Genomic DNA, 24142 nt, shown 5'->3' with positions numbered 1-24142 from the left:
GCGGGTGCCTGGGAAAGCCATTGCCGTGGCGTCCTTTCTCTTGACCGGCCAGACGGCACGCCTTAGGACGGGCACTCCATTTCCCGTCAAAAAGGCCTGACCGGTGACCGTCCCATTGCCCGATCATATGCACCCGACCCGTTCGTTCCAGGGTCTCATCCTGACGCTTCATAATTACTGGGCCCAGCATGGCTGCGTCATCCTGCAGCCCTATGACATGGAAGTCGGCGCGGGTACGTTCCACCCGGCGACGACGCTGCGTTCGCTCGGTCCCAAGCCCTGGAAGGCAGCCTATGTCCAGCCATCCCGCCGCCCCAAGGATGGCCGGTACGGTGAGAACCCCAACCGCTTGCAGCATTATTACCAGTATCAGGTGATCATGAAGCCTTCGCCTGCCAATTTGCAGGAGCTTTACCTCGGCTCGCTGGCCGCCATCGGCCTTGATCCGCTGCTGCATGATGTGCGTTTCGTCGAGGATGACTGGGAAAGCCCGACGCTCGGCGCCTGGGGTCTGGGCTGGGAATGCTGGTGCGACGGCATGGAAGTGTCGCAGTTCACCTATTTCCAGCAGGTCTGCGGCATTGAATGTGCGCCCGTTTCCGGTGAGCTGACCTATGGTCTGGAGCGGCTCGCCATGTATATCCAGGGCGTCGACAGCATCTACGACCTGAATTTCAATGGCCTTGAGGGTGACGACAAGGTCACCTATGGCGACGTGTTCCTGCAGGCGGAGCAGGAATATTCGCGGCACAATTTCGAACATGCCAACACGTCGGTCCTGCTGCGGCATTTCGAGGATGCGGAAGCCGAGTGCGCAGCCCTTCTGCGCGCGGGCGCACCCAAGGACGGCGACAACAGCCCGATGCATCGCATGGTCCTGCCGGCCTATGATCAGTGCATCAAGGCTTCGCATGCGTTCAACCTTCTCGATGCGCGCGGTGTGATCTCGGTGACGGAGCGGCAGAGCTATATCCTGCGGGTCCGCAATCTCGCCCGGCAGTGCGGCGAGGCGTTCCTTTTGACCGAAGCCGGCGGCGTCAATTTCAAGAGTGAGTCCGTATAATGCCCGATCTTCTGCTCGAACTTCGCTCTGAAGAAATTCCCGCCCGCATGCAGCGCAAGGCGGCGGGTGACCTGAAGAAGCTCGTCACCGATGGCCTGGTCGAGGCTGGCCTGACCTATGAAGCGGCTGGCGACTACTGGACGCCGCGCCGCCTCACGCTCGACATCCGTGGCCTGACTGCACGGTCCAAGGACGTGCACGAGGACCGCAAAGGCCCAAGTGTCAGCGCGCCGGAGGCAGCCATTGCGGGCTTTCTGCGTTCCGCCGGTCTGACGGATATTGCGCAGGCCCACGTGCACACCGACCCGAAGAAGGGTGACTTCTATGTCGCCCATCTGACGAAGCCGGGCCGTCCGGCTGAAGAAATCATCGCCGAACTCCTGCCAAAAATCATTCGCGAGTTTCCATGGCCGAAATCCATGCGCTGGGGCGCTGCCTCGGCAAAGGCCGGCAGCCTGCGCTGGGTGCGTCCGCTCCAGTCGATCGTCTGCATGTTCGGCGGTGAGACCGAAGAGCCGGTTGTCGTCGATTTCGAGGTGAGTGGCCTGCGTTCCGGCAATATCACCTATGGGCACCGGTTCCTCAGCGATGGCCAGCCGATCACCGTGCGCCGCTTCGACGATTATGTCGCCAAGCTGGAAAAGGCCAAGGTCGTGCTCGATGCCGATCGCCGCAAGGAGATCATTCTGGCGGATGCGCAGAATATAGCCTTTGCCTCAGGCCTTGAGCTGGTCGAGGACGAAGGCCTGCTGGAAGAGGTGTCGGGGCTTGTCGAATGGCCCGTCGTGCTGATGGGCGAGTTCGAGGAAAGTTTCCTTGCCATTCCGCCGGAGGTCATTCGCCTGACCATCAAGACGAACCAGAAGTGCTTCGTCACGCGCAAATCCGGCGAGACCGACAAGCTCTCCAACAAGTTCATCCTGGTTTCCAACATCGTGGCCAGCGATGGCGGCAAGGAGATCTCCTACGGCAATGGCAAGGTTGTCCGCGCCCGTCTTTCCGATGCGCTTTATTTCTGGAAGACCGACCAGCATGATCTGCCCGATATGGAAAAGCTCGCGGCTGCTGCCATCCGCTTCGATCTCGATCTGAAGAAGCCGCTTGATCAGCGCATGGCGCGGCTTGATGCCCTCAATGTTACCTTCCATGCCAAGCTCGGCACCCAGGGCGAGCGCGTCACGCGGATCAAGGCACTTGCCCGTGACATCGCGCCGCTTGTCGGTGCGGACCCGGTTCTGGCCGCCCGTGCGGCCGTACTGGCCAAGGCTGACCTTACGACGGAAATCGTTGGCGAGTTCCCGGAACTGCAGGGCGGGATGGGCCGCAAATATGCACTGCTGCAGAACGAGCATCCGTCGGTCGCAGCCGCGATTGAAGAACATTACAAGCCGCAGGGTCCATCCGATACGGTGCCGGACGACGCGGTTTCCGTGGCTGTCGCGCTTGCCGACAAGCTCGACACGCTGGTCGGATTCTGGGCCATTGACGAAAAGCCGACGGGCTCGAAAGATCCCTATGCGCTGCGCCGTGCGGCGCTTGGCGTTATCCGGCTGCTGCTTTCAAGCGACTGGCAGATCGCGCTGCTGCCGCTCTTCCAGACAGCCTTTGCGCAGCTGCGCGAAGACGCCATCGAAAAGCATGTCGAGCGCTACGAGGCGCAGCAGGCCGCCCAGAATTCCGGCGATGTCGATGGTGAGGAAGATGTCACCAACGCCATTTCCGGCTTTGAAAAGCGGTTGCGCGGCGAGGTGGCCGAAAGCGCCCATCCGGTTTTGCTTGATCTCCTGGCGTTCTTCCATGATCGCCTGAAAGTGCATCTGCGCGATCTCGGTGCACGGCATGACCTGATCGATGCGGTGCTGACGGATGGCGCCGACAATCTGCTGCTGATCGCCCGCCGCGTTGAAGCGCTGGTGGTCTATCTCAACTCGGAAGAGGGCAGGAATCTTCTGGCCGGCACCAAGCGCGCGGCCAATATTCTGAGCGCCGAGGAGAAGAAGGGGACGGTTGTCACCGATAGGGTTGACCCGGCGTTGCTTGCGCTCGATGCGGAGAAGAAGCTGTTTGCCGCGGTCAATCAGGCTGAGAAGGACGCGGCGCAAGCGATTCAAAAACAGGATTTTTCCGGCGCCATGATTGCACTGAGTGCTTTGCGTGAACCGGTTGATTCATTTTTTGAAGATGTGCTGGTTAATGACGGGAATCCCGACATCAGGGCCAATCGTCTGGCGCTGCTTGCCCGTATCCGCACGGCCACCAACACGGTCGCCGATTTCTCAAAAATCGCTGGATAATCAAGGGACAGGCGCGAAAACCTCGTGCTTGTCCGTTTGCCTTGGTCCGGCTTATTGCATGCTGGCGCGCAGCGGGGTTGCTTCGACCGCAAGCAGTCCGCTGGCGGGGGATGGTGCCGCAGGTTCCGGTGCTGCCGGTGTTTGGGCGACAGCTGCGGCATCCGTTGACGGCAATGTTGCGGCATTGGCGGTGGCGACGAAAGAGTCCGGTTTGGGGTCATTGCCCTGGAGGCGCGCCATGTACTGTCGCGACCTTTCGCGGCGCTCCAGATAGGCCTGAAGCTTGGCAGCTTCCGCCGCCCGCTGTTCGATGCAGGGCGTGCAGACCGGATTGCCATCGGCATCGAAACTGTCATAACCAACATAGGTCACGGAATTTGGCCGGGCCGAAGGCCCCTTGAGCTTGATGGATTCTCCGGCATGCGCGATGGCCGGTGCGATCAGGGCAGCAGCAATGATGGCAAGCAGATGGCGGAACATGTGGCTCTATCCTCGTTGACCGTTCAGCTTTATCAGGCAAACCTTGCTAATTTTTACCACGGGTGGATTCAATTTTACGCATCACCTCATACGGTGAGTTCATCAGCGCAGGCTTGCGGCAGGGCCTGCCCATCGTGTAGGCAATGCGCACGATCGGAGATGCGCCTTTGGCCGAGACAATAGCACCAGACGAACAGGCAATTCTGAAGGCGGCCCAAACGCTGGCTGCGGGCCAGCTTGTCGCCATTCCGACCGAGACAGTCTATGGCCTGGCCGCCGATGCCACCAATGGCGATGCCGTTGCCGGAATTTTCGAGGCGAAGGGCAGACCGCATTTCAATCCGCTGATCTGCCATGTTTCGGACGTCGCCATGGCGGAACGCTACGCGGTGATCGATCCGCTGTCGCGCCGGCTGATGGATGCGTTCTGGCCCGGCCCTTTGACACTGGTCCTGCCGCTGCGGCCCGGCACGCACATCCATCCCCTGGTGGCCGCCGGTCTCGATACGGTGGCACTGCGCATGCCGCGCGGTATTGCCGGAAAGATTATTGCTGCCCTCGGTCATCCCCTGGCCGCCCCCAGTGCCAACACATCCGGCAGGATCAGCGGCACCAGCGCCGCGGCGGTTGCCGATGACCTCGGCAGCAAGATCGCCCTGATCCTCGATGCCGGCCCGTCCGAGGTCGGTCTGGAATCGACCATCGTCAAGGTGAACGGCGATGCGGTCCTGCTGTTGCGGCCGGGCGGGCTTGCCGCCGAGGAGATCGAAGCTTTCACAGGTCAATCGCTGCGGCGCATGGACCAGCGTGCCGCGATCGAGGCACCCGGCATGATGGCCTCCCACTACGCGCCTTCAGCAGGTGTCCGCCTCAATGTGCACGCGGTGCGCGCTGGCGAGGCGCTCCTGGCCTTTGGCCCGACCCGTGCTGCGGATGCGCACCGGGCAAGCGCGCACCTCAATCTCAGCGAAACCGGCAATCTGCGCGAAGCCGCCACCAATCTTTTCGATTACATGAAGCGTCTCGACCGTCTCGGCGGTGCCGTCATCGCTGTCGAGCCGATCCCCTTCACCGGGCTGGGCGAAGCCATCAATGACCGCCTTGTCCGCGCCGCCGCGCCGCGCGTGCCTCCCATAGAAGAGTTGGAACAGATCAAATGACCCTGACGCCAGAGCTTGTTGCCCGTTTCATTGCCATAGTCGGCGAGAAGAACGCCCTGCTTAACGCGCACGACATCGAACCCTACCTCATCGAGCCGCGGGAAAAATTCGGCGGCAAGACAGGACTGGTCCTGCGGCCGTCCACCGTGGACGAGGTTTCGGCCATTCTCAAACTGGCGACCGAAACCGGTACGGCCATCGTACCGCAGGGCGGCAATACCGGCCTTGTCGGCGGCCAGATGCCTGATGATACGGGCCAGCAGGTTATCCTGTCCCTGTCGCGCCTCAACAGGATCCGCTCCGTCGAACCGGCCGGCAATCTCATTATCGTCGAAGCCGGTGTCGTCCTGCAGAAATTGCAGGAAGCGGCTGAACAGGCGGGGCGCCTGTTTCCGCTTTCGCTGGGCTCGGAAGGTTCCTGCCAGATCGGCGGCAATCTCTCCTCCAATGCGGGCGGCACGGCGGTGCTTGCCTATGGCAATACGCGCGAACTGTGCCTTGGCGTCGAGGTGGTGTTGCCGACGGGCGAGATTCTCAATGATCTGCGCTACGTCAAGAAGGACAATACCGGCTACGACCTGAAGGATCTGTTTGTCGGCGCGGAAGGCACGCTCGGCGTCATTACCGCTGCGGTGATGAAGCTCTTCCCGCTGCCCAAGGGCAAGGGCGTTGCCTATGCCGGGCTGAACAGCCCCGAGGATGCCTTGAAACTTCTGGGGCTGGCGCAGAGCCATGCGGGCGCGGCGCTCACCGGCTTCGAACTGATGCCGCGTATCGGCGTCGAGTTTTCGGTGGCGCATACGGAAGGTGTGCGCGATCCGCTGCAGGGCGTGCACAACTGGTATGTGCTGATCGATATTTCATCGTCGCGCTCTGCCGAGGATGCGCGCGAGACCGTCGAGGCTATTCTGACGGAGGCTTTTGAAGCGGGACTGGTCGAAGATGCCACCATCGCCGACAGCACCGCGCAGGAAAAATCCTTCTGGCATATGCGCGAAGCCATGTCGATGGCGCAAAAGCCCGAGGGCGGCTCGATCAAACACGACATATCGGTGCCCGTGGCCCGCATCCCGGAATTCATTGCCGAAGCCGATGCGGCTGTGCTCGATATGATACCCGGCGCGCGTATCGTGTCGTTCGGCCATATGGGTGACGGCAATCTGCATTATAACATCACCCAGCCCGCCGGTGCCGACAAGGAGGCGTTCCTTGCGCGCTGGGGCGAAGTCAATGCCCGCGTGCACGGGATTGTCCGCGCCTACAAGGGATCGATCTCTGCCGAGCACGGTATCGGCCAGCTGAAGCGCAAGGAATTGTCGCAAACCAAATCGCCGGTGGCGCTGGATCTGATGCGCCGGATCAAGGCATCCTTCGATCCGGCCGGCATCATGAATCCCGGCAAGGTGATCTGAACGCGCCGTTTCATGGTTTTATGCGTGGCGGGGACGTGTTTCGATGCAAGTCGAGCTTCCCCGTCAGTCTTTTGTTTATCTCTCTTTTTGAAATCTTACCGATGGTCGAATTTCGATAACCATTCCCCGCGATGAGAAACGGTTAACCGCGTTCGTTAAGCGGAAGCGGGGGGATTGGCGCCTATTGTTTCCCCATACGAGACCAGAAAAAATTGGTCCGCTTCTACAGGGAAATACAAAAGAGAAGACCGGAAAACCGGCTCTCAGGATCGACAGAAGGCGTCACATGAAAAAAGCCGGAGCAAAGCCGGTTTGGGCAGGCCAGGAATTCCGGCTCGACCCATTCCACCTGCCACAGACCGTCACCTACGCCACCCGCGATGACCGGGGCGACATTACCTTCTCGCTGCATGAGCGCGGTGCGGTGGTCAAGCGTGTGCTGCCGAACAGCAACCTGCCGGTCTCGCTGGCCCTGCCGGTCTGCGCCTTTCAGGGCGTGACGGCCCGTGCCGCCGAGGACGAGCTTGGCGACATCACCGTAACGCTCGAACTGATGCACAGCGATCCGCACCTTTCGGTGCCGCTGCTGGTCGCCCATGATCTCAATGACATCGCGGCGGACTGGCGCGCCTGGTCCAATCTGTTCAAGCTGCCGATGATGCTGGTCGAGGAAGACGGCGAAGCCCGCCAGCTCGAACAGAGCATCGGACCGGTTGCCGTGGGCGATCCTATGGAACGCCGCCAGGGCCGTGAACCGCGCCGCCGCCGTCCGCGTTTTCTCGCCCGCCGCAAGATGGGCAATCTCGGGCTGCGTCTCGTCGTCGGTGGCGAGGAAATCATCGCGTCCGGCAGCCGCTGAACAATCGGTTTTACTGTCAAGTCCTTCATGCTGTTGTGACATTGGAGCCCTAATCAGGAACCAGATGGAACACATGCGTGAAGGATCGGCCCGATGCCAGGTATAGAACGTCGTCATTTTTTGATGGGCAGCGCTGCAACCGCGCTCGCCGCAACAATCGTCAAGGCATCAGCCATGGAAACAGCGGTGCTTCCTGCCGCCAACGACACGGCGATTGCCACGGACCGCGCCTATTGGGCCGCTGTAAGCGATCTCTACGATGTCGAGCGCTCCATCGCCAATCTTGAGAACGGCTATTGGGGCATCATGGCCCGCCCTGTGCTGCAGGCTTATCTGGAAAACACCCAGCGCGTAAACCGGCAGAATACCGTCTATGCCCGCAATGCCTTTGGCAAGGATGCCGAGGACGTGCGCAACCGTGTTGCCGGTGCCGTTGGTGCAGCGCCGGAGGAAGTTGCCCTGACGCGCGGCGCCACCGAAGCCCTGCAAAAACTGATCACCGGTTACAACAAGCTGCAACCGGGCGATGCGGTGATCTATTCCGACCTCGATTATGACTCCATGCAGTATGCCATGAATGCGCTGGCGAGCCGCAGGGGTGTCGAGGTCAAGACCTTCGCCATTCCGGAGCCGGCAACGCGGGAAGCCGTGCTCGACGCCTATCGCGCCGTGCTGGAGGCGACCCCCAAGGCGAAGCTGCTGCTTCTGACCCATCTGTCCCATCGCACCGGACTTGTCATGCCCATTCGCGAGATTGCCGACATGGCCCGTGCCCGCGGCGTGGATGTGGTGGTCGATGCGGCCCATTCCTGGGGCCAGATGGATTTCAAGGTAACGGACCTTGGCGCCGATTTCGTCGGCTTCAATCTGCATAAATGGATCGGCGCACCCGTCGGCATGGGCTTCCTGTACATTCGCAAGGAAAGGCTGGCCGATGTGGACCGTGATCTGGCCGATGAGGACTGGCCGAAGGACGATATTCGCTCGCGTGTTCATACCGGCACGACGAATTTCGCTGCGACCCTGACCGTGCCAGCCGCGCTCGATCTCCATGAAATGATCACCTCGAAGCGTAAACAGGCGCGCCTGACCTATCTGCGCAACTACTGGGTGAAAAAGGTGCGGGCGATCGAAACTGTCGAGATCCTCACGCCCGATGACGACGCCCTGCATGCCGGCATCACATCATTCCGCATCAAGGGCAAGACCAGCAAGGACGATAACAATGCCCTGATGACGGCCCTGCGCGACAAGCACCGGGTGCTGACCGTCCGGCGCACCGGCGTGGCCAAGGGGCAGTGTCTGCGGGTTTCGCCCGCGCTTTACACGACCGAAGCCGAACTGGACCGGCTGGTGGAAGGTTTGAGTGCGATCAGTTCGAGCTAAAAGAACGGCTTGACCACCGTCCACAGCGCACCCAGCACCAGCCCGGCGAAGATCAGCCAGCCGACCACGGTGTTCGACTTGAACAGGCGCAGGCATTGCGCCGGATCGTCGATGTCGAGCACCATGATCTGGCGGTACATATGGGCTCCTGCTGCCAAAAGGCCGGCGACGGCGGGCATGGGCACCTCGGCCATGGCAAAGGCCCAGAGAAACAGCACGAGCGCGCCGCCATAGAGCACCATCAGCGCTTCGCGGGTGCGGCTGCCGAACAGCCGTGCCGTCGAACGCACGCCGACGAGCGCGTCATCTTCCTTGTCCTGATGGGCATAGATCGTGTCATAGCCGATCACCCAGAGGATCGAACCCGCGTAAAGCAGCAGGGCGGGGAGAAAGTCCTTCAGCGTTGCAGGTGCGCCGAAATGCGCCGACCAGCCGACCAGCGCGCCCCAGGAGAAGGCAAGCCCGAGCACAAGCTGCGGCCAGTTGGTGATGCGCTTCATGAACGGGTAGATCGCCACGATCACCAGCGAGGCGATGGCCAGAAGAATGGTGAAGCCATTGAACTGGATGAGCACCAGCAATCCGGCGAGTGCCTGCAGCACAAGAAAGATTTTGGCCTGTTTGCGCGTCACCTGACCCGAGGGCAGCGGACGTGAACGGGTGCGTGCCACCTGATTGTCGATGTCCTCGTCGGCCAGATCATTATAGGTGCAGCCCGCGCCGCGCATGGCGATCGCACCGATCAGGAACAGGATGAGGTGCCAGGGCGAGGGAACGATCGACCAGACGGAATCACCGACTTTGGCACCGGCACTGGACGCCAGCGCGACGGACCACCAGCAGGGCCAAAGCAAGAGCCACCAGCCAATGGGACGGTCCCAGCGCGCCAGCTGCGCATAGGGCCAGAGCCAGGCTGGCAGTGCGCGATAAACCCAATGGCCCGATGGCGCGTCGAAAACGCGGCCACGGCCTTCGCTCGACTGTATGATGTCTTTTTCCGGTGTCATGGCGTGACCTTGCAGCGGGCGCTTTGCCAGTCAAGTAAATTACGCCTGAATTCGGGGCAAATCTGTGATTGTGCGCTTGACCCTTCGCGCCCGAGGCCATACCGACACCATAACCCCTTCATGCACGGAGCAGAAAACGATGAACGTCTTGCTTATTGGTTCCGGTGGCCGCGAACACGCTCTCGCCTGGAAGATCGCGGCGTCCCCCGTGCTGACAAAGCTTTATTGCGCACCGGGCAATCCCGGCATTGCGGATGAGGCTGAATGTGTGGCGCTTGATCCGGCCGATCATGCCGCCATTGTTGCATTCTGCAAGGAAAAAGCGGTTGATTTCGTCGTTGTCGGTCCGGAAGCGCCGCTGGTGGCCGGTATAGCCGACGATCTGCGGACCGCTGGTATTTCGGTGTTCGGCCCGTCCAGGGCTGCGGCGCAGCTGGAGGGCTCAAAGGGTTTCACCAAGGATCTCTGTGCCCGCTTCAATATCCCGACCGGCGCCTATGGGCGCTTTGCCGATGCCGCCACCGCCCGCGCCTATGTGGAGAAGCAGGGCGCGCCCATCGTGGTCAAGGCGGATGGCCTGGCGGCGGGCAAGGGCGTCGTGGTGGCCATGACCGTACAGGAGGCCCTCGACGCGGTGGATGCCTGTTTTGACGGCGCATTCGGCGGCGCCGGCGCCGAAGTGGTGGTGGAAGAGTTTCTCGATGGCGAGGAAGCCAGTTTCTTCTGCCTCTGCGACGGCAAGACGGCATTGCCGTTCGGCACGGCACAGGATCACAAGCGCGTCGGCGACGGCGACACCGGCGCCAACACCGGCGGCATGGGCGCCTATTCGCCCGCACCTGTGATGACGCAGGCGATCATCGACCGCACCATGCGCGAGCTGATTGAGCCGACCATGCGCGGCATGGCGGAAATCGGTGCGCCGTTCAGCGGCGTACTGTTTGCCGGCCTGATGATCACCGGGGACGGTCCGAAGCTGATCGAATACAACACCCGTTTCGGCGACCCGGAAACACAGGTGCTGATGCTGCGGCTGAAGGATGACGTGCTTCTCCTGTTGAAGGCTACCGCCGATGGCGCGCTGGACCAGATGTCGGTGCGCTGGAATGATGATCCGGCGCTGACGGTCGTCATGGCGGCGAAGGGTTATCCCGCATCTCCGCAGAAGGGCAGCGTCATCCGCGGCGTGGATGTGGCGCAGTCGGACACCGTGAGAATATTCCATGCCGGCACCGCGGAGAAGGACGGCGCTCTTGTCGCCAATGGCGGGCGTGTGCTTAATGTCACAGCGAGCGGCAAAACGGTGCAGCAGGCGCAGGATGCCGCCTATGCGGCGATTGCCCGGATCGACTGGCCGGAAGGCTTTTACCGGCGGGATATTGGCTGGCGCGCTATCGCCCGCGAGAAGGGTGAGCTATAGTAAAAAGCGCCGTTCATCCGGTTTTCAACATTGACATCGGCGGTTCGTAGCGCAATGTCTCTTTCAAATCGGAACGAACGGTTCGCTGAGCCGAGTCTTCTGTTCAAACTGTCGGAGAAATTCACCGTGTCCATAACAGCCAAGCGAAGCCTCACTGCGATCCTGCTGATGACTTCGGTTCTGACGGCAACGCCTTCCATGGCCGAAACGATTTTCGGTGCGATGTCGAAGGCCTATCAGAACAATTCGACGCTGAATGCGAACCGCGCCGGCGTGCGGGTGACGGACGAGAACGTGGCGATTGCCAAGTCCGGTTACCGCCCGCGCGTGACCGGTCAGGTGTCGGTCAATACTCAGCGCAGCAAACTTGACGGGCAAAGGGCCGGAACGAAAAGCTCATCCACCGAGGGGGTCGAAGTCGACCAGATGCTGTTCGACGGTTTTCAGACCAGGAACAATGTCGCGGCGGCAGAGACCGGCGTTCTCGCAGCCCGCGAAGACCTGCGCGGTAGTGAACAGACAACGCTGGCCGCGGCGGTGCAGGCCTATATGGATGTGTACCTCAACCGTCAGATCGTCGCCCTGCGCGAAAAGAACCTGGCATTCCTCAATGAGCAGGTCCGCTCCAACCGGGCACGCTTCGATGTGGGCGAGGGCACCCGCACCGACGTTGCCCAGGCCGAGGCATCGCAGGCGACAGCGGTCAACGACCGCAACACCGCCCGCGCCAATGTGAAGATCGCCGAGGCCACCTATATCCAGACTGTCGGCGCGACTCCAGGCTCGCTGAGCGCGGCAGCTCCGGCAAAATCATTGCCGAAATCGCTCAATCAGGCCTATTCCATTGCCGATGCCAATCATCCCTCGATTGGTTCGGCGAAACTCAACACCGATGTTGCCGGGTATCAGGTCAAGGTGAATGAGGGTGTGCTGCTGCCGCAGGCCGGCCTCACGGGAACACTCAGCCGGACCGACGTTTTCCAGGGCGGATCGGCGACCTCACCCAACAACTCCTCCGCGTCGGCCAAGCTGAACGTGACGATTCCGATCTATGGCGCCGGCCAAACCGCGGCGAAAGTGCGCCAGTCGAAGGAAAATCTCGGCCAGCGGCGCATCGAGGTGGATGTGTCGAAAGACAGCGTTCGTCAGGCTGTTGCCGCCGCATGGTCCAAGCTGGATGCGGCGAGAGCTTCCATTGTCGCACAGAAGAGCGTCGTGGCCGCTGCACAGCTCGCACTCAACGGTGTGATCGAGGAGCGCAAGGTCGGCCAGCGCACGACCCTCGATGTTCTGAATGCCCAGGCGGATGTCATCACCGGCCAACTCGCGCTGGTGCAGGCGGAGCATGACAGCGTCGTCAGCAGCTATCAGGTTCTGTCCGCCATGGGCCGCTTGACGGCCAGGCAGGTTGGCCTGCAGGTCGCCGAATACAAGCCGGAAGAGCATTTTGACGCCGTGAAGGACAAGTGGGGCGGCACAAAAACCCCCGACGGACGCTGAACAGGCCTTCGGGCATCATTGATGCTCCTGCGTCTTGAAGCAAACACCGTCAAGCGGGACGATTCCCTTTAAGCAGGAAAGGCTCTAAATCAGCTCTTCTGCAGGGCGAGATGGACGCCGAGGCCGACCAGGATCGTTCCGCCGGCGCGCTGCATCAGCCGCTGGGCATGGCTTGAGCGCTTGAGGCGTGTGACCACGGCGCCCGCCAGGATCACACAGGCGAGATCGGCGGAAGAGAACATCAGGTTCACCATCGTTCCGAGCAGCACGAACTGCAGCCAGACCGGAAACGCCGCAGAAACGTCGATGAACTGCGGCAGGAATGCCATGAAGAAAATCGCCGTCTTCGGATTGAGGACTTCGACGCTGATGCTTTCAAGAAAGGCGCGGCGGGCGGATTTCTGCTCTACGCCAGGCATGGTGACGTCGCCATTGACCTTGGCTCGAAACAGGGAAATGCCGAGCCAGACCAGATAGGCCGCGCCGCAGAACTTGACCGCGAGATACAGCACCGGCACGGCGTGGAACAGCACCGACAATCCGGCCGCCGCAGCGAACACGTGCACGTAGCCGCCGAGGTGGATGCCGAACGCTGCCATCAGCCCGGACCAGCGGCCGCGCGCAATGGTTTGCGCCGCCGCGTAAAGCATGGCGGGACCGGGTATATAGGCGAAGATCGCCGTGGTGATGAAAAAGGCGATCAAAAGCTCGGTGGATGGCATGTGCGGCTCCGGATACGGGTCCCAAGGGGATGGAACTGGAAGTATAGACAAAAAGTGCTCTGGCGGAAGCGGCATTCGGTTTTGGTCCGGGTGTCCTATCGAGCATCCGCCTCTCCGGTCATTCTGGTTGATTGAAAACCGCTTCGACGTGGTGTCCATCGGGATCGACGGCGAAGGCGGCGTAATAATGCGCGCCATAGTGGGGCCGCAGTCCAGGTTTGCCATTGTCGCTGCCACCATGGCTGAGGGCAGCCGCATGAAACCGGTCGACCGCCTACCGGTCCGGTGCCGCAAAGGCAAGGTGAAAGCCGGGGCCGGGCACGTGCCTGCCTTCCGGCTGATGCTTGATCGCCAGCTTGTCGCCGCCGCCCGGCGCGCCATAACCGACCGCCTGATCCGCTTCGCCGGGCCGCAAATCTTCCCAGACCCTGACATATCCAAGCGGGGCGAGCGCCGCATCGTAAAAGGACGCCGCGCGCCCGATATCGGCAACGCCGAGGGAGAGGTGATGGAGCATGTGCATGGCGGGGGACTCCGGCGCAGTTTGATAGGGTGCGATGAAATGCTAAGCGCCCATCCGTTAGGACGCAAGCGGCGCCAGCATCTGGAATATCGCCAAGACACGCGGTTGACTTATTTCCACTATAGAGATAATTTCTCATATATGGGAAATATCTCGATTGATACCGGTTCTATGGATGAACGCATCGCCAGGCGCCTGAAAGGATTGCGGGTGGAGCGCGAGTGGTCGCTGGATGAGCTTGCCCGCCGTAGCATGGTGAGCCGCGCGACACTGTCCCGGCTCGAAAATGCCGAGGTCAGCCCGACCGCCCAGGTGCTTGGCAAGCTGTGCTCCGCCTATGGCCTCACGATGTCGCGGCTGATGCACATGGTCGAGGATGAATTCGCACCGCTCATTCGCCGCGATGCGCAGGCCGTGTGGATTGATCCGAGTGTCGGTTTTCGGCGCCGTTCCGTATCGCCGCCCGCGCAGACTCTGGCGGGAGAGGTGCTGGAATGCGAACTCGATCCTGGCGCCCGCATTTCCTATGACAATCCTCCGCGTCCGGGTCTTGAACATTATTTGCTGCTGATCGAAGGCCAGCTTGAGGTGAGTGTCGATGGTCAGGCCCACGCTCTCAATCCCGGTGACTGTCTGCGCTATCAGCTGTTCGGGCCCAGCACTTTCGCCACATCCGAACATTCCGGTGCACGTTACGTGCTTTTTATACTGTGAGGCTCAATTGACCACCACCATTGCCGTTTTTGATGCCGATGACGCCGAGGGCCATGTGCAGGCACTCGGTACACTCCTGCACGCCTGTGTGCATGATGGTGCCAGTATCGGCTTCGTCTTGCCGTTCTCGCAAGCGGACGCGGAGGCCTTCTGGACATTGAATGTGCTTCCGGCAGTCCGGCAGGGCAGGCGGCTGTTGCTTGTCGCCTGCAAGGACGGCAGGATCGCGGGGACCGGCCAGCTTGATTACGACACGCCGCCCAATCAGCCGCATCGGGCCGAAATCCGCAAAGTGATGGTGCATCCGGACTTCCGCCGCCAGGGGATCGCCAAGGCGTTGATGGCCGGGCTGGAAAGCGCGGCGCACCGGTTGGGGCGGGGACTGATTACCCTGGACACGCGTACCGGCGACAAGGCGGAACCGCTTTATCTGGCCCTGGGTTATCGGGTTGCCGGGGTCATTCCGGATTACTGCCGTGATCCGTTCAAGGACCATCTCGATGCCACGACCATCATGTACAAGGCCATTTCAGCTTAGTCCGCTGCCGTTTCGAACACCGGGAGCACACCGAGAATATTGGCCGAACGCCGGATGATTTCTGCGGCCATCGGCGCTGCGTTGAGGCCTGCACCGGCTGCAACCTGACCGTCGACGGGCTTGGGTTCGTCGATGATGGTCAGCACGACATAGCGTGGGTTCTCGATCGGGTAAGCGGCGATGAAGGTATTGAAGCGGACCTCTTTGGAGTAGCGTCCGTTGATGACTTTTTCGGCAGTTCCGGTTTTGCCGCCAACGCGATATCCGGGAACCTGCGTCCGGCTGGCGGAACCGCCCGTGCCCTTCTGCGCATTGAGCCGGTAGAGATAGCGCAGATCATCGCTGGTCTTCTTGCTCACCACACGTTTGGCCATCGTCCGCGCTTCCTCAATGTCGCGCGGCAGGAATGTCGGGGCGATCAGCATGCCGCCGTTGAGCAGGGCTGCGGCACCCACCGCCGTCTGCAGCGGCGTGGTGGCCATGCCATGGCCGAAGGAGATGGTGATCGAGTGGACTTTCTTCCATACTTTCGGCTCTGTCGGACGCGCCACCTCGGGCAATTCCGTCTGCATCCGGTCGAGCAGGCCGAGCCGGACCAGGAATTCACGGTGCCCTTCGATACCGACCACGTCCGCTTCCTTGGCCGAGCCGATATTGGAGGAAAACAGGAATACTTCCGGTAAAGTCAGCACGCGGCGTTTGCCGTGGAAATCATGGATGGTCTGGCGGCCGATGGTGATGGGGCGGGTGGCGTCAAAGGTGCTGTTGAGATCCACCTTGCCGGAATCGAGCGCCATGGCCGTGGTGAAGGTCTTGATGGTCGAGCCCATCTCGTAGACACCGGCGGACATGCGGTTGAGCCGGTCCTTCTCCAGCGCGTTGAACGGATTGTTCGGATCAAAATCCGGCACCGAGCCCATCGCCAGGACTTCGCCGGTATTGGCATCGAGCACCACGGCACCCGCGGCAATGGCACGGTAACGCTCGACCGCATTGACCAGCACATCACGCACCACATGCTGGACCCTGAGGTCAATGGAAAGCTTCACCGGCGCAAGCTTGCGCCCATGGGCAAGGCCGACGTCACGCAGGTCCGACAGCCCTTGCGAGTCGATATATTTTTCCATGCCGGCAATGCCCTGATTGTCGATGTTGACGAGGCCGAGAATATGCGCCGCCGTCGGGCCGCCGGGATAGAAGCGCGACTTCTCCGTGCGGAACCCGATACCGGGTATGCCCAGCGCCATGATCTGGCTCTTGTGTTTGGGCGTCAGGCCGCGTTTGAGCCAGGCAAAACCGGCATTGCCCTTCAGGCGGGCGTAGGTCTGCTCGAAATTGAGATCCGGCAGGACGGTGGCAAGCAGCTCGAACGCCTCGTCAGGGTCGATGATCTTGCGCGGTTCGGCATAGAGCGAGACCGTATTGATATCGGTCGCCAGCACCGCACCATTGCGGTCGAGAATGTCGGGGCGGGCGGCCAGAACGGAACCCGTCGGCCCGTTGAAATCCACCGGATCGTCCTTCATGCCGTAAAAGACCAGCCGCCCGCTGATAATGCAGAAAATCCCGATGAAACAGGCCATGACGATCAGGATACGGTTTTGGGCGCGGGCGCTGCGTGGGGTCATCATCTCATTGTGAAACTGTGGATTGGGGCTGATTGCAGCAAGGTAGCATCGTTTGATCAGCTGCAATTCTCACGATTTCCGGAATGTCTTGTTAACCTGAACAGATGCTTAACATCGGTTTTTAGCGTGGATAACTTCGGGAAAATGCTGGCGGCCTCTGGTCAAAATCCGCTTGCAGGCGTTCCGCGAAAATGGTCCGTGCGAAGCTGCCCCGCAAAAGCGGCAGGAGATTGGGATGAGGGAAATTCATCCCTGCCTTCGGCCTGAATGCGCATGAAAATTTACTTATAAATTTGAAATATTTTACAAGTAAAACAAGTATACATAATGTTTTTTGTTTTCATAAAACGACACTTGCTTGTCACGAGTCCTTACATATACTCCGCCATCACAAGCTTTTGGGGAGATCATTTTGATGGCAAAGATAGTAGGTGGTGGCGCAAGCGATGTTCTGCACGGGACGGACGAGAACGACAATCTCTGGGGTCTCGGCGGCAATGACATTCTCGATGGTGGCGCGGGCGATGACTTTCTCTATGGCGGGGCCGGGAATGACATCCTGACCAGCTCAAGCGGCTTTGACCAGCTTGAAGGTGGCGATGGAGACGACCGGCTGGTGTTCAACGGTGTTGGCGGAGCCGCGCGCGGCGGCACGGGGATCGACACCCTTGCGGTCGATCTTTCCCGCTCTGCCGAACCGGTCACGTTCAACGGTTCCAGCGGTCACCTCTTTTTCGGTGATGCGACCGTTCCGGCCAATCACCTCTATTTCGTCGACCTGGAGCGGCTCGAGCTGACGACCGGTGCGGGCAATGACAAGATCATTGCCACGAACTTTTCCCAAATCGACGTCAACGCTGGCGCAGGCGATGACCGCGTCGAAGGGGGCGATGGCAATGACCGCATATTTGGCGGCGATGGCAATGACACGCTGTTCGGCGGCGGCGGCAATGATGAACTGCATGGTGATGGCGGCAACGACTACATCGACGGCGGCAATGGTGATGACAGCATCTGGGGCGGCGATGGCAAAGATGCACTCTTCGGCGGTCGCGGCAATGATTACCTTGATGGCGGTGCCGGCAATGACACCCTGAACGGCGGCGATGGCAATGACACGCTGCTGGGCGGTGCGGGTGATGACGTCCTCAAGGGCGGGACGGGCAATGATTTCCTGGACGGAGGTACCGGCACGGACCATCTCTTCGGCGGCGCGGGCGCCGATACATTTATCTTCGATGCGAAAACCCTCGGTGGCGTCGACCACATTGCGGATTTCAATGTGGCGGAGGGTGATGTGATCAATCTTCGCGATTTCACCGCGGGCAGCACCGGCATTCACGACTTCGACAGTTTTCTCGCGGCCTCGCACGACACGGCTGACGGCGTCTATGTCAGCTTTGACGGCGATTCCAGCGGTATCCTGATCGAGCACGTGTCCCTTGCTGATCTCTCACCGGATGACGTTGTATTTTCTTGAGCAAGAGATCGAATGCGTTGCCCCGTGCGGGACAGCCCAAAGGTATTCCAGGAGGCATGTAAATAGAAACGACCTGAGGGAGGACGAGGGTCATGGCAAAGATAGTCGGTAGTGGCGCAAGTGATGTCCTGCACGGGACGGATGAGAATGATAATCTCTGGGGTCTTGGCGGCAACGATACTCTGGACGGTGGCGCCGGGGATGATTTCCTCTATGGCGGCGCCGGAAATGATACATTGACGACATCAAGCGGCTTCGACCAACTCGACGGTGGCGATGGCGATGATCGCCTGGTTTTTATTGGCGTTGGCGGGGCCGCCCGTGGCGGCGCAGGAACCGACACGCTGGCTGTTGATCTTTCAAACTCCGCTCAGGCCATCACGTTGAATGGCTCCAGCGGCCACTTTGCCTTCGGTGATCCGGCCATTCAGGCCAATCACCTCTATTTCGCCGACATCGAACGACTGGGGCTGAAGACCGGCAGCGGCGATGATTCAATCGTCGCCACCAATTTCACCCAGATCAATGTTGACACGGGTGCCGGCAACGACCGCGTTGACGCTGGCGAGGGCAATGACATCGTGTCGGGCGGTGACGGCAAGGACATGCTGTTCGGCTACGGCGGCAATGATGAAATCCACGGTGGCGCCGGCGATGACTACATCGATGGTGGCAATGGCAACGACAAGATTTGGGGCGATGCCGGCAATGACAGCCTCGCTGGCGGCCGTGGTGATGATTGGATCGATGGCGGCGACGGCAACAACAACATTAATGGCGGTGACGGCAACGACACTCTTTATGGCGGTGCTGGCAATGACATTCTCACGGGCGGGGCCGGTAACGACAACATTTGGGGCGGTACCGGAGGGGATGATCGCCTGTTCGGCGGCGATGGCAATGATAGCCTTTCCAGCGACGGTGGGTGGGATGTCCTCCTCGACGGCGGCAACGGTGATGACACGTTGAGAGACGGGAGCGTGGACGCCCCTTTCCTCGGAGGCAATGCCAATCTTCGCGGCGGCGCCGGGAATGATCACCTCATTGTATATTCAGAGGGTGGAATCGGCGGTTTGAATGGGGGAGATGGCTACGATACGGCTCACCTGAATTTCTCCTCCACGCCGCAAGGATTCACGTTCGACGCAGCGCTTTACTCAACGGTTGAGGAGTTTCACGTCTCGGTATTCGGCGGTTATCAGGGCGTCAAGCTATATGGCGCCGACGGTAATGATGAGCTTGGAAGCTACGATGCCTACAGACCCGGTGCCAGCGGCAATGATTACATCGATGGCCGCGGCGGTGATGACGTGCTGAATGGAGGCGGCGGTGCCGATCATCTGATCGGCGGTGCCGGCAATGACACGCTTACCGGTGAAGGGCTCGTCACAATTCCCAGTGCCTACAACGATATTCTTGAAGGTGGCGAAGGCAACGATATCCTCAGGGGTATGTATGGGGCGGATATTCTCGATGGCGGTACGGGCGCCGATACGCTGGAAGGCGGCAGTGAGGCCGACACCTTTGTCTGGGATGAGGCAACGGCGCGCGAGAATGGTGGCATCGATCACATCACCGATTTTGATGCGGCAGGCGGCGATGTGATCAGCTTGCGCGGATTTGAGCCCGGCAGCGCTACCGGCATCTACGATTTTACCAGCTTTCTTGCCGCCTCGCACGATACTGCGGCGGGTGTCTATGTCAGCTTTGATGGCGATTCCAGCGGCATCCTGATCGAGCAGGTGTCCCTTGCCGATCTCTCATCGAGCGATGTCGTCTTTTCCTGAGATTGCGCAGGCAGGCGGATGAGCTTTGAAGCGGCGTTTGTGTTCAAGCGCCTCTGTCTCCCTGAAGGTCAATGCTGCAGGACGTAGGCCGGCAGAGGGCGCATGCCCGCGCTGGTTTCATCAAAGCAGAAGCTGACCATCCCGGCGATCATGCGGCTGTCCGGGTGGTCGTCGGGCGGTGCCACCGGTTCTCGCAGGCTGGTCCCGATCGTTTCCAGTGTCGGTTTTTCACTTGGGTGTGATTTGGCCATGCGGCTGACGGACGCCGTTGCCATGGCATCGACCGCTGGCGGTGTCTCGCCGAGGCTATCGATATAGGCGTGCACGGTGGCAGCCAGTGCTTCGGCAGCGGCGATCAGCTGACCCGGCATGTGCCGGAAGCCGCTATAGTCGACAAGCGGGAGGTCCATCGACGCCATCAGTATATCGTTTGGCAGGGCAGGCCGCTCGCCGGGTTTCGGCATGTCATCGGGCGGGATAGCCGGGACGAGCGTGTCGAACGGCCAGGCCCGTTTCAACTCTGCAACGGTCATATCGGCGATGTTCACATCGATGTCGCGGTTCGTGCCATTGGGCCGGTAGGGGCAGCGCGTCTTGCTGCAATTGTTCTGCGAGGCAAACTGCCAGAGCGCGTAGTCCTGCCAGTTGCCTTTCGGAAAATGCGGGGCGATGTCGGTCTCGTACCGTGCATACCAGAGCGGCAGGCGCGAAAGGACCGGCAGTGCCAGCCGGTGATCGGCAATGTATTTGGCCGTGGTGCCATTGGTGTAGAGCACGGGATAGCGGCCGGTGCGCAGTTTGATCTGTGCGACGAATATCTCACCGTCCGCCAGCGACATGAACCGGGCGGGGTCATTGTCCTCAATATCGATGGCCATCAACTCGTCGCTGGTCGGCTCGGCATAATCGATGAAATGGTTTGCCTGTTCTATGGGATTGCCGGGGCGGGCCAGATGATAGGAGCCCCATTTCAGGCCGAGCGCTTTGGCCAGAACACGCCGCGTCTGGTAAAGCTCGCGCGACACCGCGTAGTTGCGCCAGATGCGGCGGCATATTTCCTGGTCCTTCGCATCGGCAATCCGCCCGCAATGGTACGTGGCGGGCATGCCGTCGGATGCCTTGTGAATGAAGGCGGCAATGCGGGGATCCCTCACGATTTCCGGGAGATTGAATGAATTGTGCTCATAGCCATCGAGAACAATGGCGCGCTGCTGGTTGGACCATGGGGTCTGGAACTGGGAGTCCGCACGGGAGGGGGCGCTGTAAAGCAACGCGGTGACAAGGGCAGCAAGGGCGAAAACCTGCGCTTGGATTGTCAAATGCCTGTCCCTTCACACCTCGTGGTCTGCTGCTTCGGATACAAGCGCCTATGGTCGCTGGTTCATGGTTAAAATGCTGTAAATACGGCCGCGACATTGCTCGGGCCTTTGTCTGGACAAGTGGCGGACAGGTTTTGCGCCATGCATTTCATGCTCCATAGACCGCCTCGATACGTGTTTTCTTACGTTTACGTAAAAATCCGCTTGCCTTGCCCGGCGGGGGGCGGCAATGTCTATCCGCAACGACGCAGCATCACTGGATGAGGAGACATGTGATCAATGTACCGGGCGCCCGTCGAGGAAATCGCACATACTTTGAAGAAGATTGCCGGTCTGGATGAGGCCATCGCCGCGGGGCGTTTTGCTGACCTCTCCGACGATCTGGTCGATGCCATCCTGGAAGAGGCCGGAAAGTTCGCGTCTACGCGCGTTGCGCCGCTTCTGGAGGTCGGCGACAAGCACGGAACACCGCTCAGGGATGCCGAGGTCACCATGCCGCCCGGCTGGAAAGACGTCTACAACGAATGGATCGGCGGTGGCTGGAATGCCCTGACCGGCAAGGAAGAGTTCGGCGGGCAGGGCCTGCCGATGATGCTTGCGGTGGCGGCGCTGGAAATGTGGAATTCCGGCTCCATGGCCTTCGGTATCGGCCCGACCTTGACGCTCGGCGCCATCGAGGCGCTTGAAGCCCATGCGACGGACGATCTGAAACACACCTATCTGCCAAAGCTGGTTTCGGGCGAGTGGATGGGGACCATGAACCTCACCGAACCGCAGGCGGGTTCCGATGTGGGAGCATTGCGCTCACGGGCCGAGCGGGCCGATGACGGCACATACCGCATTTTTGGCCAGAAGATTTTCATCACCTATGGCGAGCATGATCTGACCGACAACATCATCCATCTGGTTCTGGCGCGGCTGCCCGATGCGCCGCAGGGAACCAAGGGGATATCGCTGTTTCTGGTGCCGAAATTCCTGGTGAATGCCGATGGTTCGCTCGGTGCCCGCAATGACGTGTTCTGCAGCGGCGTCGAGCACAAGATGGGCATTCACGGATCGCCCACCTGCACGATGATCTATGGCGATGGTTTTGCCAAGGATGCCAAGCCGGGGGCCATCGGCTGGCTTATCGGCGAGGAAAACCGCGGTCTGGCCTGCATGTTCACCATGATGAACAATGCAAGGCTTGCCGTGGGCATTCAGGGGGTTGCGGTGGCGGAAGCGGCCTATCAGAAATCCCTGGCCTATGCACAGGAGCGCCGCCAGATGCGCGCGCCAGGCTGGACCGGCGAGGGCATGAGCCCGATCATCGAGCACCCCGACGTGCAGCGCAACCTTCTGACCATGAAGGGTCTGACGGGTGCGGCACGCTCCATCGCCTATGCCTGCGCCCACGCGCTCGATATGGCCCGGACCGGCGCGGGCGATGACAAAAAGCATTGGGCGGATCGCGCCAATCTGCTGACGCCGGTTGCCAAGGCGTTTTCCACCGATGTGGGTGTGGACGTTGCCTCGATCGGCATCCAGATTCATGGCGGCATGGGCTTCATCGAGGAGACAGGCGCCGCGCAGTTTTTGCGCGATGCCCGCATTGCTCCAATCTATGAGGGAACCAACGGCATTCAGGCGATCGACCTTGTCCAGCGCAAGCTGCCGCTCGATGGCGGCAACCACGTCAAGGACTATATCGCCGAGCTGCGCACGGTTGCGGAAGCCGTTTCGCTGAGCAACAGCGCCGGCTTCGGCCAGACGGCGGCGCGCCTGCAGGCTGGTCTTGACGATCTGGAGGTCGCGACATTGTGGCTGCAGAAGACCCTCGCCGATGGTGATGTAAGCAATGTGCTTGCCGGTGCGACGCCCTATCTGCGCCTCTTTGGCCTTGCCGCCGGGGCGAGCTATCTCGCCAAGGGTGCCCTGGGCGAAAACAATGCGGGGCGGACAACGCTCGCGCGGTTCTTTGCCGAAAATCTTCTCAACGAAACATCGGCGCTGAAGGATCGCGTCATCAACGGTGCCCCGAGCCTGCTCGGTGCCCGCGCCGCATTGCAATAGGAAAACGCCATGTCAGATCATATCGTCATCGAGCGCCATGGCGCCGTCCAGACCATCCGGATGAACCGCCCGGACAAGAAGAACGCCCTGACCCGCGCCATGTATACCGCCATGACCGAAGCATTGGTGGAGGGCGATGCGAACCCGGATATTCGTGCACATGTTTTCTTCGGCGTGCCGGGCGCATTTTCATCGGGCAACGATCTGCAGGATTTCATGGCCTTTGCCACGTCAGGCACGATGGGCACGGAAGTTATTGATTTCCTCATCACATTGACCAACGGCAGGAAGCCTGTTGTTGCGGGTGTGGATGGGCTTGCCATCGGCATCGGCACGACGCTCAATTTCCATTGCGATCTGACCTTCGCCACGCCGCAATCCCTGTTCAAGACGCCCTTTGTCGATCTGGGCCTCGTGCCGGAAGCGGGCTCAAGCCTGCTCGGACCCGCCCTGATGGGCCGCCAGCAGGCCTTTGCCTTCCTGGCCATGGGGAGCGAGCTGAACGCTGCCGAGGCGAAGGATGCCGGCCTTGTCTACCGGATCGTCGAAGCGGACCAGCTGGAAAGCACTGTTCTGGCCGTGGCGACGGAAATCGCCGCCAAGCCGCCGGAAGCCATGCGGATCGCGCGTGATCTCCTGCGCATGCCGCGCGCTGAAACAGTCGAGCGCATCAAGCTGGAAGCCGGGCATTTTGCCGACCGGCTCCAGTCGGAAGAGGCGCGGGGCGCCCTGATGGCCTTCCTGACGCGCAAGAAGGGCTAGTGGAACGAATTTGACGTTCGCATCCCATTTCACATC

18 protein-coding genes and 2 pseudogenes are annotated in these 24142 nt (G+C 60.7%); 14 read left to right on the top strand and 6 right to left on the bottom strand.

Annotated features, from left to right (window positions below; translation table 11 throughout):
• Positions 1 to 127 precede the first annotated feature (127 nt).
• The gene (locus ACTJJ7_RS05060) at positions 128 to 1063 is read left to right on the top strand and encodes a glycine--tRNA ligase subunit alpha (protein WP_199538023.1); all 936 of its coding nucleotides are present in this window, start codon (positions 128 to 130) and stop codon (positions 1061 to 1063) included.
• Entirely contained in the window at positions 1063 to 3357 is a 2295-nt protein-coding gene (gene glyS, locus ACTJJ7_RS05055) for a glycine--tRNA ligase subunit beta (RefSeq protein ID WP_440965755.1), read from the top strand. The genes ACTJJ7_RS05060 and glyS overlap by 1 nt, the downstream gene beginning before the upstream one ends.
• 51 nt (positions 3358 to 3408) lie before the next feature.
• Here the strand turns inward: glyS and ACTJJ7_RS05050 are convergent, their stop codons facing one another.
• Positions 3409 to 3837: a hypothetical protein gene (locus ACTJJ7_RS05050; protein WP_440965753.1), complete on the bottom strand. Its 429-nt coding sequence runs from the start codon at positions 3835 to 3837 to the stop codon at positions 3409 to 3411.
• A gap of 167 nt (positions 3838 to 4004) precedes the next feature.
• Here ACTJJ7_RS05050 and ACTJJ7_RS05045 point away from each other — a divergent pair, with 167 nt between their 5' ends.
• From ACTJJ7_RS05045 to ACTJJ7_RS05030, 4 genes are all read left to right on the top strand, one after another.
• A complete protein-coding gene (locus ACTJJ7_RS05045) occupies positions 4005 to 4997 on the top strand; it encodes an L-threonylcarbamoyladenylate synthase (protein ID WP_440965752.1) in 993 nt (330 codons plus the stop codon).
• A complete protein-coding gene (locus tag ACTJJ7_RS05040; RefSeq protein WP_440965751.1) occupies positions 4994 to 6409 on the top strand; it encodes an FAD-binding oxidoreductase in 1416 nt (471 codons plus the stop codon). Before ACTJJ7_RS05045 ends, ACTJJ7_RS05040 begins: the two co-directional genes overlap by 4 nt.
• A gap of 286 nt (positions 6410 to 6695) precedes the next feature.
• A complete protein-coding gene (locus ACTJJ7_RS05035; RefSeq protein ID WP_105736943.1) occupies positions 6696 to 7268 on the top strand; it encodes a DUF6101 family protein in 573 nt (190 codons plus the stop codon).
• A gap of 93 nt (positions 7269 to 7361) precedes the next feature.
• Positions 7362 to 8654 (top strand): aminotransferase class V-fold PLP-dependent enzyme, encoded by a 1293-nt coding sequence (locus tag ACTJJ7_RS05030; RefSeq protein WP_440965749.1) that lies wholly within the window; start codon positions 7362 to 7364, stop codon positions 8652 to 8654.
• Here ACTJJ7_RS05030 and ubiA read toward each other — a convergent pair.
• Positions 8651 to 9661, bottom strand: a complete 1011-nt coding sequence (ubiA, locus tag ACTJJ7_RS05025) for a 4-hydroxybenzoate octaprenyltransferase (protein WP_105736948.1) — start codon at positions 9659 to 9661, stop codon at positions 8651 to 8653. The genes ACTJJ7_RS05030 and ubiA overlap by 4 nt on opposite strands.
• A 139-nt stretch (positions 9662 to 9800) precedes the next feature.
• On the opposite strand from ubiA, the gene purD reads away from it, so the two are divergent.
• Entirely contained in the window at positions 9801 to 11081 is a 1281-nt protein-coding gene (gene purD / locus ACTJJ7_RS05020) for a phosphoribosylamine--glycine ligase (RefSeq protein ID WP_440965746.1), read from the top strand.
• 168 nt (positions 11082 to 11249) lie between these two features.
• Positions 11250 to 12581, top strand: a complete 1332-nt coding sequence (locus ACTJJ7_RS05015) for a TolC family outer membrane protein (protein WP_245421222.1) — start codon at positions 11250 to 11252, stop codon at positions 12579 to 12581.
• Positions 12582 to 12670: 89 nt separating this feature from the next.
• Here ACTJJ7_RS05015 and ACTJJ7_RS05010 read toward each other — a convergent pair whose 3' ends face one another.
• Positions 12671 to 13303: a LysE family translocator gene (locus ACTJJ7_RS05010; protein WP_105736953.1), complete on the bottom strand. Its 633-nt coding sequence runs from the start codon at positions 13301 to 13303 to the stop codon at positions 12671 to 12673.
• A 118-nt stretch (positions 13304 to 13421) separates the two neighbouring features.
• A pseudogene (locus tag ACTJJ7_RS05005) lies at positions 13422 to 13820 on the bottom strand (VOC family protein).
• Positions 13821 to 13997: 177 nt separating this feature from the next.
• Between ACTJJ7_RS05005 and ACTJJ7_RS05000 the strand changes: the two are divergent.
• Both ACTJJ7_RS05000 and ACTJJ7_RS04995 read left to right on the top strand, forming a co-directional pair.
• Positions 13998 to 14540, top strand: a complete 543-nt coding sequence (locus ACTJJ7_RS05000) for a helix-turn-helix domain-containing protein (protein WP_440965744.1) — start codon at positions 13998 to 14000, stop codon at positions 14538 to 14540.
• 7 nt (positions 14541 to 14547) lie between these two features.
• Positions 14548 to 15078: a GNAT family N-acetyltransferase gene (locus tag ACTJJ7_RS04995; RefSeq protein ID WP_440965742.1), complete on the top strand. Its 531-nt coding sequence runs from the start codon at positions 14548 to 14550 to the stop codon at positions 15076 to 15078.
• Here the strand turns inward: ACTJJ7_RS04995 and ACTJJ7_RS04990 are convergent.
• A pseudogene (locus tag ACTJJ7_RS04990) lies at positions 15075 to 16688 on the bottom strand (peptidoglycan D,D-transpeptidase FtsI family protein); the annotation flags it as partial. The gene ACTJJ7_RS04995 and the pseudogene ACTJJ7_RS04990 sit on opposite strands and share 4 nt — an antisense overlap.
• A gap of 433 nt (positions 16689 to 17121) precedes the next feature.
• On the opposite strand from ACTJJ7_RS04990, the gene ACTJJ7_RS04985 reads away from it, so the two are divergent.
• Both ACTJJ7_RS04985 and ACTJJ7_RS04980 read left to right on the top strand, forming a co-directional pair.
• Positions 17122 to 18186 carry a calcium-binding protein gene (locus ACTJJ7_RS04985; RefSeq protein ID WP_440965740.1) on the top strand — a complete coding sequence of 355 codons (1065 nt, stop codon included), beginning with the start codon at positions 17122 to 17124 and terminating at the stop codon, positions 18184 to 18186.
• A 92-nt stretch (positions 18187 to 18278) separates the two neighbouring features.
• The gene (locus ACTJJ7_RS04980; protein WP_440965738.1) at positions 18279 to 19973 is read left to right on the top strand and encodes a calcium-binding protein; all 1695 of its coding nucleotides are present in this window, start codon (positions 18279 to 18281) and stop codon (positions 19971 to 19973) included.
• A 68-nt stretch (positions 19974 to 20041) separates the two neighbouring features.
• On the opposite strand, the gene ACTJJ7_RS04975 is transcribed toward ACTJJ7_RS04980, so the two are convergent.
• A complete protein-coding gene (locus tag ACTJJ7_RS04975) occupies positions 20042 to 21292 on the bottom strand; it encodes a glycoside hydrolase family 25 protein (protein ID WP_440965736.1) in 1251 nt (416 codons plus the stop codon).
• A gap of 279 nt (positions 21293 to 21571) precedes the next feature.
• On the opposite strand from ACTJJ7_RS04975, the gene ACTJJ7_RS04970 reads away from it, so the two are divergent.
• Complete coding sequence (locus ACTJJ7_RS04970; RefSeq protein WP_440965734.1) at positions 21572 to 23344, top strand: acyl-CoA dehydrogenase; 1773 nt, start codon at positions 21572 to 21574, stop codon at positions 23342 to 23344.
• A 9-nt stretch (positions 23345 to 23353) separates the two neighbouring features.
• On the top strand, positions 23354 to 24106 hold the full coding sequence (locus ACTJJ7_RS04965; protein ID WP_440965732.1) for a crotonase/enoyl-CoA hydratase family protein: 753 nt from the start codon (positions 23354 to 23356) through the stop codon (positions 24104 to 24106).
• The last annotated feature ends 36 nt before the right edge of the window (positions 24107 to 24142 follow it).

It is taken from the genome of Phyllobacterium sp. 22229 (genome assembly GCF_052056495.1).
Classification (GTDB): Bacteria; Pseudomonadota; Alphaproteobacteria; order Rhizobiales; family Rhizobiaceae; genus Phyllobacterium; species Phyllobacterium myrsinacearum.
Note: the sequence above shows the minus strand (reverse complement) of the source record. Positions and strands in the feature narration are given on the sequence as shown.

Coding starts and splice junctions, on each gene's coding strand:
- ACTJJ7_RS04985 (WP_440965740.1), top strand. CDS start 17,122: ATGGCAAAGATAGTAGGTGGTGGCGCAAGCGATGTTCTGCACGGGACG.
- purD (WP_440965746.1), top strand. CDS start 9,801: ATGAACGTCTTGCTTATTGGTTCCGGTGGCCGCGAACACGCTCTCGCC.
- ACTJJ7_RS05050 (WP_440965753.1), bottom strand. CDS start 3,837: ATGTTCCGCCATCTGCTTGCCATCATTGCTGCTGCCCTGATCGCACCG.
- ubiA (WP_105736948.1), bottom strand. CDS start 9,661: ATGACACCGGAAAAAGACATCATACAGTCGAGCGAAGGCCGTGGCCGC.
- glyS (WP_440965755.1), top strand. CDS start 1,063: ATGCCCGATCTTCTGCTCGAACTTCGCTCTGAAGAAATTCCCGCCCGC.
- ACTJJ7_RS05030 (WP_440965749.1), top strand. CDS start 7,362: ATGCCAGGTATAGAACGTCGTCATTTTTTGATGGGCAGCGCTGCAACC.
- ACTJJ7_RS05060 (WP_199538023.1), top strand. CDS start 128: ATGCACCCGACCCGTTCGTTCCAGGGTCTCATCCTGACGCTTCATAAT.
- ACTJJ7_RS04980 (WP_440965738.1), top strand. CDS start 18,279: ATGGCAAAGATAGTCGGTAGTGGCGCAAGTGATGTCCTGCACGGGACG.
- ACTJJ7_RS04970 (WP_440965734.1), top strand. CDS start 21,572: ATGTACCGGGCGCCCGTCGAGGAAATCGCACATACTTTGAAGAAGATT.
- ACTJJ7_RS04965 (WP_440965732.1), top strand. CDS start 23,354: ATGTCAGATCATATCGTCATCGAGCGCCATGGCGCCGTCCAGACCATC.
- ACTJJ7_RS05000 (WP_440965744.1), top strand. CDS start 13,998: ATGGATGAACGCATCGCCAGGCGCCTGAAAGGATTGCGGGTGGAGCGC.
- ACTJJ7_RS05010 (WP_105736953.1), bottom strand. CDS start 13,303: ATGCCATCCACCGAGCTTTTGATCGCCTTTTTCATCACCACGGCGATC.
- ACTJJ7_RS05035 (WP_105736943.1), top strand. CDS start 6,696: ATGAAAAAAGCCGGAGCAAAGCCGGTTTGGGCAGGCCAGGAATTCCGG.
- ACTJJ7_RS05015 (WP_245421222.1), top strand. CDS start 11,250: ATGACTTCGGTTCTGACGGCAACGCCTTCCATGGCCGAAACGATTTTC.
- ACTJJ7_RS05040 (WP_440965751.1), top strand. CDS start 4,994: ATGACCCTGACGCCAGAGCTTGTTGCCCGTTTCATTGCCATAGTCGGC.